We start from the raw sequence: 9056 nt of genomic DNA on the forward strand, positions 1-9056 counted from the left end.
CCGAAGAGGGGCGGGCCGTCGCGCGGGAACTACGGGACGTCACTTGGCAGCGTCGTCCTTGTCACCCTCGGCGTCCTCGTCCGCGATCACGGGGATCAGGGAGAGCTTGCCGCGCTGGTCGATCTCGGCGATCTCGACCTGGACCTTGGAGCCGATCGCGAGCACGTCCTCGACGTTCTCCACGCGCTTGCCACCGGCGAGCTTGCGGATCTGCGAGATGTGCAGCAGGCCGTCCTTGCCCGGGAGCAGGGAGACGAAGGCACCGAAGGTGGTGGTCTTGACGACCGTACCCAGGTAGCGCTCGCCGACCTCCGGCATGGTCGGGTTGGCGATGCCGTTGATCGTGGCGCGGGCGGCCTCGGCCTGCGAGCCCTGCTGGGCACCGATGTAGATGGTGCCGTCGTCCTCGATCGTGATCTCGGCGCCGGTGTCCTCCTGGATCTGGTTGATCATCTTGCCCTTGGGGCCGATGACCTCACCGATCTTGTCCACCGGGATCTTGACGGTGATGATGCGCGGCGCGTTCGGGGACATCTCGTCCGGAACGTCGATCGCCTCGTTCATCACGTCGAGGATGTGCAGACGCGCGTCGCGGGCCTGCTTCAGCGCGGCGGCCAGGACCGAGGCGGGGATGCCGTCGAGCTTGGTGTCGAGCTGGAGCGCGGTCACGAACTGCTTGGTGCCGGCGACCTTGAAGTCCATGTCGCCGAAGGCGTCCTCCGCACCGAGGATGTCGGTGAGGGCGACGTAGTGCGTCTGGCCGTCGATCTCTTCGGAGATCAGACCCATGGCGATACCGGCGACGGCGGCCTTGAGGGGCACACCGGCGTTCAGCAGCGACATGGTGGAGGCGCAGACCGAGCCCATCGACGTCGAGCCGTTGGAGCCGAGGGCCTCGGACACCTGACGGATCGCGTAGGGGAACTCCTCGCGGGTCGGGAGGACCGGCACGATGGCGCGCTCGGCGAGGGCGCCGTGGCCGATCTCGCGGCGCTTGGGCGAGCCCACGCGGCCGGTCTCGCCGACGGAGTACGGCGGGAAGTTGTAGTTGTGCATGTAGCGCTTGCGGGTCACCGGGGAAAGGGTGTCCAGCTGCTGCTCCATGCGGAGCATGTTGAGGGTGGTGACGCCCAGGATCTGGGTCTCGCCACGCTCGAACAGCGCCGAGCCGTGCACGCGCGGGATGGCCTCGACCTCGGCCGCGAGCGTACGGATGTCCGTGAGGCCACGGCCGTCGATGCGGACCTTGTCCTTGATGACGCGCTCGCGGACCAGCTTCTTGGTCAGCGCGCGGTAGGCACCGCCGATCTCCTTCTCGCGGCCCTCGAAGGCCGGGAGGAGCTTCTCGGCGGCGAGGTCCTTGATGCGGTCGAGCTCGGCCTCGCGCTCCTGCTTGCCGGCGATGGTGAGCGCCTTGGTGAGCTCACCCTTGACGGCGGCGGTGAGCGCCTCCAGGACGTCGTCCTGGTAGTCCAGGAAGACCGGGAACTCGCCGGTGGGCTTGGCGGCCTTGGCGGCGAGGTCCGACTGGGCCTTGCAGAGGACCTTGATGAAGGGCTTCGCGGCCTCGAGACCGGCGGCGACGACCTCCTCGGTCGGCGCCTCGGCGCCGCCCTTGACGAGCTCGATCGTCCGCTCGGTGGCCTCGGCCTCGACCATCATGATCGCGACGTCGCCGTCCTCCAGGACGCGACCGGCGACCACCATGTCGAAGACGGCGTCCTCGAGCTCGGTGTGCGTCGGGAAGGCGACCCACTGGCCCTTGATCAGGGCGACGCGGGTGGCGCCGATGGGGCCGGAGAAGGGCAGGCCCGCCAGGATCGTCGACGCGGAGGCGGCGTTGATCGCGACCACGTCGTACAGGTGGTCGGGGTTGAGCGCCATGATCGTCTCGACGATCTGGATCTCGTTGCGCAGGCCCTTCTTGAAGGAGGGGCGCAGCGGGCGGTCGATCAGGCGGCAGGTGAGGATCGCGTCCTCGGAGGGGCGACCCTCGCGGCGGAAGAACGAGCCGGGGATCTTGCCGGCCGCGTACTGCCGCTCCTCGACGTCCACCGTGAGGGGGAAGAAGTCGAGCTGGTCCTTGGGGCGCTTCGAGGCGGTGGTCGCAGAGAGGACCATCGTGTCGTCGTCCAGGTAGGCGACGGCGGAGCCGGCGGCCTGCTTGGCCAGACGGCCGGTCTCGAAGCGGATGGTGCGGGTACCGAAGGCGCCGTTGTCGATGACGGCCTCGGCGTAGTGGGTCTCGTTCTCCACTAGCGGTTTCTCCTACGTGTTCGTCTTTGCGTCCGGGGCCCGTGTGGCCGGGGACGGTGTGCGACGGTGGCGGAGAAGCTCGCCTCGGGTGCGGGCCGGTCTTCGATCGAAGCTCCCGGCTTTTCGTTTCCGGGGGCCACTACCGAGGACCGGCGGCTGGCCGGCGGCTTCTCGCTCGTCGTATGGGGTTGTGCGACCAGACTAAGTGCCGATGCGCACTTTGTGCACGTACAGCAAAGGGAGCGGCCCCCTGAAAGTGGGAACCGCTCCCTCAACGGCTGCTTACTTGGCGCCGCCGGCCGCACCGCGGCGGATGCCGAGGCGGTCGACCAGCGTACGGAAGCGCTGGATGTCCTTCTTGGCCAGGTACTGCAGCAGGCGGCGGCGCTGGCCGACCAGGATCAGCAGGCCACGACGGGAGTGGTGGTCGTGCTTGTGCTGCTTGAGGTGCTCGGTCAGGTCCGAGATGCGACGGGACAGCATGGCGACCTGGACCTCGGGGGAGCCGGTGTCGCCCTCCTTGGTGCCGAACTCGGCCATGATCTGCTTCTTGACAGCGGCGTCGAGAGCCACGCGGATCTCCTCTTGGTGTTCGTGCGCCCGCGGGTGCCCCTGGTCTAGGTCTCAGGGGAAGCTTCCGTGACTCCACGGGCGAAGGTCCGATGGGCGCAGCTTCCAGAGGCATCCGAGTGAATCTCGGGGGCATACCGGGAGCGCGTACACAAACGGCCGTCACACAGCGTACCAGCTCGCCGGAGCGCACCCGGTTGCGTTTTCCGTTCGCAGCTATTTGCTGGTCAGCGCACGGACCGAGGTGAAGACGTCGAGGACGGCGAGGCAGAGCGGCACGAGGGAGAGCAGGACGAAGCCCTCGGTGAGGTCGAGGAGGCGGCCCCAGAAGGGCGAGAGGCCCTTCCTCGGGATGATCAGACCGATGGCGGTGATCAGCGCGGCTCCGGCGGCGACGGCCGCGGTGAGCCAGATCGTACGGATGTCGAGGCCGCCCCGGTCGCCGTACATGAGGAGGTCCTTGACCAGGTCGGCCGGCGGGTTGAGGGAGAGTCCGAGGACGAGCAGCGCGATGGCGGCGATGCCGGCGACCAGGACGCAGGCGACCTGCGAGGTGTAGCGGAAGAGGCGGGCGCGCAGCAGCATCGCCAGGCCGGCGCCGAGGGCGAGCAGCTGGCCCCAGACGTTGCCGGCGAAGCCGAGCACGGCGGCGGAGCCGACGACGACGGCCGCGCAGCCGCCGACCAGGCCGAGGAGCATCTCGTGGCCGCGGCGGGCCTGGAGGGCGATGCGCTCGCCGTCGACGGGCTGCGCCTCCTCGCCGGGCTGCTGGGCGTCGCCGAGGAACTCGTCGTCGGCGGCGCTGCGCGGGGCCGCGTAGCCGATGGGGAGGCGGGCGAAGCGGGCGGAGAGGCCGGGCAGGAAGGCGACCAGGCCGATGGCGACGGGGGCGCAGACGGCGGCCGTCTCGGTGGCGGTGGTCTCGGTGAGGATCGCGAGGAAGGTGGCGAGGGTGCCGACGCCGGCGAGGAAGGTGGCGGCGACGAAGGGCGCGTCCCCGCTGGGGGTGAGCGCGACGAGGGCGACCGCGGCGACGAGCACGGTGACGCAGCCGAGGAGAAACTGGAGGCGTCCGGGGCCCTCCCCGGCGTCGGGGCCGATGATGCCGGAGCCGGCGATGAGCAGCAGCGGCAGCGCGCCGAGGCCGAGGGCCACGGCGGTGGCCCGGTCTCCGTAGACGCGGGCGCGGACGCCCGCGAAGGCGGTGAGGAGGAGGCCTGCGGCGCCCGCGATGATCCCGGGGAGGCTGTGCATGTCGTGGCGGACCGGGTCGGCGAACCAGAGGACGAAGCCCATGAGGACGAGGAGCAGCACGCCGCCGAGGAGGCCGGCGCCGCGCAGCAGCTCGTCGCTCCACAGGTGCCGGTCGCGGGTGACGGCGGAGGCGACGGCGTCGGACACGTCGTCGTAGACGGCCGGCGGCAGCGACTGCGCGAACGGGCGCAGGGAGAGCACCTCGCCGTCGAGGACCTGCTGGGCGGCGAGCGTGCGGGCGCCGTCGAGGACGGACCCGTCGCGGCGGACCAGGTGGTATCCGGTGGGGGTGCCGGCGGCCTGGGTCTGCCCGGTGAGCCGCAGGATCTCCGGGTAGACGTCGGCGACGGCGATGTCCTCGGGGAGCGCGACGTCGATGCGGCTGTCCGGCGCCACGACGGTGACGCGGCAGAAGCCGGTCGCTGCGGTCGTACTCACGTGTCTGGACCCCCTGATTCGCGGTTGCGCACGATGCGCGCGCCACCCTACCGGGGACGGCCGATGGGGGCTGCAAGTAGGATCGCCGTCCCATGGGGGAAGTCCGCGCGCTCGGTCGCCGACTGGGGTGCCGGTGCGGATGCTCCCGCCACGAGCCCGCCTCCAACGAGGGATTGATGCGCCGGTGAGCCAGATCGTCGTCAAACGCCCGCCGAGGGCGCTTCCACCGGAAGTGCCCGGCGAGGAACTGGTCCTGGAGTCCCCGCCGGAACTTCCGCGGGGGCAGCAGGAGTCGGCGCTGATGCAGCTCCTGCCGATGCTGGGCATGGGTTCCTCGGTGGTCTTCTTCTTCATGACGCCGTCGCCGATCATGCGGATCATGGGCACGCTGATGCTGGCGTCGACGGTCGCGATGGCCGTCGCCCAGTTCGTCAGATTCCGTCGCGGTACGCAGGGGCAAATGTCCGATGTCCGCCGCGACTACCTCAAATACCTCGCCCAGACCCGGCGTACGGTCCGGCGGACGGCGCGCGCGCAGCGGGACGCCCAGCTGTATCTGCACCCCTCCCCCGAGCAGTTGTGGTCGGTGGTGGCCGAGGGGTCGCGGGTGTGGGAGCGCCGGGTCGGCGACCACGACTTCGGGCAGGCGCGCATAGGGCTCGGCGCGCAGCAGTTGGCGACGCCGCTGGTGGCGCCCGACACGGCCCCGGTGGACGAGCTGGAGCCGTTGTGCGCGGGTGCGATGCAGCAGTTCCTCGCGGTGCACGGGACGCTGGACGGGCTGCCGATGGCGGTCTCGATGCGGGCGTTCTACCACGTGACGGTGTCGGGTGAACCGGAGTCGGCACAGGCCGTGGCGCGTGCGCTGGTGGCGCAGTTGGTGACGCTGCACTCCCCCGACGACCTGATGCTCGCGGTGGTGGCGGCGCGGGCCTCGCAGGAGCGGTGGGACTGGACGAAGTGGCTGCCGCACACGCAGGTGCCCGGTCAGGTCGACGGGGCCGGTACGAAGCGGCTGTTCGGTGACGACCTCGGCGAGCTGGAGAACCTGGTCCGTTCGAGGCTGGACGGGCGGCCGCGGTTCTCGCGGGAGAACCAGCCGGTGCTCGACCAGCCGCACGTGGTCGTCGTCCTGGACGGCGGGATGGTGCCGCCGGACTCGCTGCTCGCGGCGGCCGAGGGCCTCCAGGGCGTGACGATCGTGGAGGTGGTCTCCGGCGACCTCGACGAGCCGCGCGGTGGCCTGTCGGTGGTGGTCCGGCCGGGCCGACTGCGCCTGGAGTCGGGCGGCGGTTTCGCGTACGAGGGGCTTCCGGACGGGATCTCGCTGCCGGCGGCCGAGGCGCTGGCCCGGCAGTTGGCGCCGCTGCGGATGGGCGGCGGTGACGACGACGAGCCGCTGCTCGCCAATCTGGACTTCACGGATCTGCTGAACCTCGGGGACGCCGAGTCGGTGGACGTGGCGCGGACCTGGCGGCCGCGGTCGGTGGCCGAGCGGCTGCGGGTGCCGATCGGTGTCGGCGAGGACGGCCAGCCGGTCATGCTGGACCTGAAGGAGGCCGCGCAGGAGGGCATGGGCCCGCACGGCCTGTGCGTGGGCGCGACGGGTTCCGGCAAGTCGGAGCTGCTGCGGACGCTGGTGCTCGGCCTGGCGGTGACGCACTCCTCGGAGACGCTGAACTTCGTCCTCGCGGACTTCAAGGGCGGCGCGACCTTCGCGGGCATGTCGCAGATGCCGCACGTGGCGGCGGTCATCACCAACCTGTCGGACGACCTGACGCTGGTCGACCGCATGGGCGACGCGATCCGCGGCGAGCTGCAGCGCCGCCAGGAGCTGCTGCGGTCGGCGGGCAACTACGCGAACATCCACGACTACGAGAAGGCGCGGGCGGCGGGCGCTCCGCTGGAGCCGCTGGCCTCGCTGGTCCTCGTGATCGACGAGTTCTCCGAACTCCTCACCGCCAAGCCGGACTTCATCGACATGTTCATCCAGATCGGCCGCATCGGCCGGTCGCTCGGCGTGCATCTGCTGCTGGCCTCGCAGCGCCTGGAGGAGGGCAAGCTGCGCGGCCTCGACACGTACCTCTCGTACCGGATCGGTCTGCGGACCTTCTCGGCGGCGGAGTCGCGGACGGCGATCGGCGTGCCGGACGCCTACCACCTGCCGTCGGTGCCGGGTTCGGGCTATCTGAAGTTCGGCACGGACGAGATGACCCGCTTCAAGGCGGCGTACGTGTCAGGGACGTACCGCACGGGCGGGCCGCGGCTGGAGATCGGGCAGCTGCCGGTGGAGCGGCGGCCCGCGCTGTTCACGGCGGCGCCGGTACCGGTGGTGTACGCGGCGCCGGACCCGGCGTACCTGACGGCGCAGCGGGCCGACGAGGACGACGCGCTCGCGGACACCGTCCTCGACGTGATCGTGCGCCGTCTGGAGGGGCAGGGCGTGCCGGCCCACCAGGTGTGGCTGCCGCCGCTCGACCAGGCGCCGTCGCTCGACCAGTTGCTCCCCGGGCTGGCGCAGACGGCGGACCGGGGGCTCACGGCGACGGAGTACACGCGGCAGGGCGCGCTCACCGTGCCGCTCGGCCTCATCGACAAGCCGTTCGAGCAGCGTCGCGAGGTGCTGTACCGGGACTTCTCGGGCGCGGCCGGTCACATGATGGTGGTCGGCGGTCCGCAGTCCGGCAAGTCGACGATCATGCGGTCGCTGATCTCGTCGTTCGCGCTCACCCACACCCCGGCCGAGGTGCAGTTCTACTGCCTGGACTTCGGCGGCGGCGGCATGGTGTCGCTCGCGGACCTGCCGCACGTCGGCGGGGTCGCGTCGCGGCTCGACCCGGAGCGGGTGCGGCGGACGGTCGCCGAGGTGATGGGCGTGCTCAACCGGCGGGAGGAGTTCTTCCGTACGCACGCCATCGACTCGATGGCGACCTACCGGCGCAAGCGGGCCGCGGGCGAGCTGCCGGGCGAGGCGTGGGGCGACGTGTTCCTGGTCGTGGACGGCTGGGGCGGCTTCCGCAACGACTACGACATGCTGGAGCCGATCGTCGCCGACATCGCGGCGCGCGGTCTGGGCTACGGCATCCACGTGGTGATCACCGCCTCCCGGTACATGGAGGTGCGGGCCGCGCTGAAGGACCAGATGCTGGGGCGGCTGGAGCTGCGGCTCGGTGACGTCATGGACTCGGAGTTCGACCGCAAGGTCGCGGCGAACGTGCCGACCGGGGTGCCGGGGCGCGGCCAGGTGCCGGAGAAGCTGCACTTCATGGGGGCGCTGCCGCGGATCGACGGGTCGAGCTCGTCCGCCGACCTGGCGGACGGCACGGCGGCGTTCGTGCGGGCGGTGAAGGCGGGCTGGACCGGTGCGCCGGCCCCGGCGGTGCGGCTGCTGCCGCGCAGGCTGCCGGCGGAGCAGCTGCCGAAGGGCTTCGAGTACCCGCAGCACGGCATCGCGATCGGCATCGACGAGACGAACCTGGAGCCGGTGTTCGTCGACTTCGAGGCGGATCCGTTCCTGCTGGTCTTCGGCGAGAGCGAGTCCGGCAAGACGGCGCTGCTGCGGCTCATCGCCAAGCAGCTGTGCGAGCGGTACACGCCGGAGCAGGCGCGGATCGTGGTGGGCGACTACCGGCGGACGATGCTGGAGGCCGTGGCGCCCTCGCACCTGCTGGAGTACGCGCCGATGGCGTCGGCCATGCAGATGCACATGGACGCGATCAACACGGTGATGACGAAGCGGGCGCCGAAGCCCGACATCACGCCGCAGCAGCTGCGCGACCGCAGCTGGTGGACGGGGCCGCAGCTCTTCGTGCTCGTCGACGACTTCGAGCTGGTGGCCACCAACTCGGGGAACCCGCTGGCGGTCCTGGTGGAGAACCTGCCGTTCGCGCGGGACGTCGGCATCCGCTTCATCGTGGCGCGCAGCCAGGCGGGTGCCTCGCGGGCGATGTACGAGCCGTTCCTGCAGCGGATGCGGGAGTTGGGCGCGCAGGGCGTGATCCTCTCCGGCGATCCGCAGGAGGGCGACGTCCTGGGCGGTGTCCGGGCGCGGCCGATGCCGCCGGGCCGGGGCACGTTCGTGTCGCGGAAGCGCGGGACGCCGCTGGTGCAGCTGGGCTGGCTGCCCGAACAGCACTGAGTGGAGCGGTCCCTCCCACTACTGTGGGAGGGACCGCCGTACCACCGCGAAGGGAAAGCGCCGATGACCGACGCCCACGAGACCACCGCCGAGAGCGCGGACGCCGCCCGGGCCGCGGAGAAGCAGCGGCAGAAGGACGAGTTGTACGCGCTCGACATCTCCGGCGTCGAGTGGCAGGGGGCTCCGGGGACGGACCCGGACGAGGAGCGGGTGGAGATCGCGCGCCTTCCCGAGGGAGGGGTGGCGATGCGTTCGTCCCTCGACAGGGAGACCGTGCTGCGGTACACGAAGGCCGAGTGGGACGCGTTCGTCCTGGGCGCCAGGGACGGCGAGTTCGACCTGCGCTAGGGCCTGTCGTCACCTTCCCGTCGTCGCCCGCGGACGGGAAGGTGTCGACAGG

5 protein-coding genes are annotated in these 9056 nt (G+C 71.1%); 2 read left to right on the forward strand and 3 right to left on the reverse strand.

Features of this window, described 5'->3' with window-relative positions:
• Window positions 1–39: 39 nt before the first annotated feature.
• The 3 genes from ACFCY7_RS38375 to eccD all read right to left on the reverse strand — a co-directional run bounded on the left by ACFCY7_RS38375 (window position 40) and on the right by eccD (window position 4518).
• Complete coding sequence (locus tag ACFCY7_RS38375; protein ID WP_376490719.1) at window positions 40–2256, reverse strand: polyribonucleotide nucleotidyltransferase; 2217 nt, start codon at window positions 2254–2256, stop codon at window positions 40–42.
• A gap of 282 nt (window positions 2257–2538) precedes the next feature.
• The gene (gene rpsO, locus ACFCY7_RS38380; protein WP_015036567.1) at window positions 2539–2829 is read right to left on the reverse strand and encodes a 30S ribosomal protein S15; all 291 of its coding nucleotides are present in this window, start codon (window positions 2827–2829) and stop codon (window positions 2539–2541) included.
• Between the two features lie 213 nt (window positions 2830–3042).
• Window positions 3043–4518 (reverse strand): type VII secretion integral membrane protein EccD, encoded by a 1476-nt coding sequence (eccD, locus tag ACFCY7_RS38385; RefSeq protein ID WP_367826718.1) that lies wholly within the window; start codon window positions 4516–4518, stop codon window positions 3043–3045.
• Window positions 4519–4702: 184 nt separating this feature from the next.
• Between eccD and eccCa the strand changes: the two genes are divergently transcribed.
• Entirely contained in the window at window positions 4703–8656 is a 3954-nt protein-coding gene (gene eccCa / locus ACFCY7_RS38390) for a type VII secretion protein EccCa (protein ID WP_376490720.1), read from the forward strand.
• Window positions 8657–8719: 63 nt separating this feature from the next.
• Window positions 8720–9004, forward strand: coding sequence for a DUF397 domain-containing protein (locus ACFCY7_RS38395; RefSeq protein WP_376490721.1), 285 nt, complete (start codon window positions 8720–8722; stop codon window positions 9002–9004).
• Window positions 9005–9056 lie beyond the last annotated feature (52 nt).

The organism is Streptomyces sp. NPDC056361, from assembly GCF_042262805.1.
Lineage (GTDB): Bacteria > Actinomycetota > Actinomycetes > Streptomycetales > Streptomycetaceae > Streptomyces.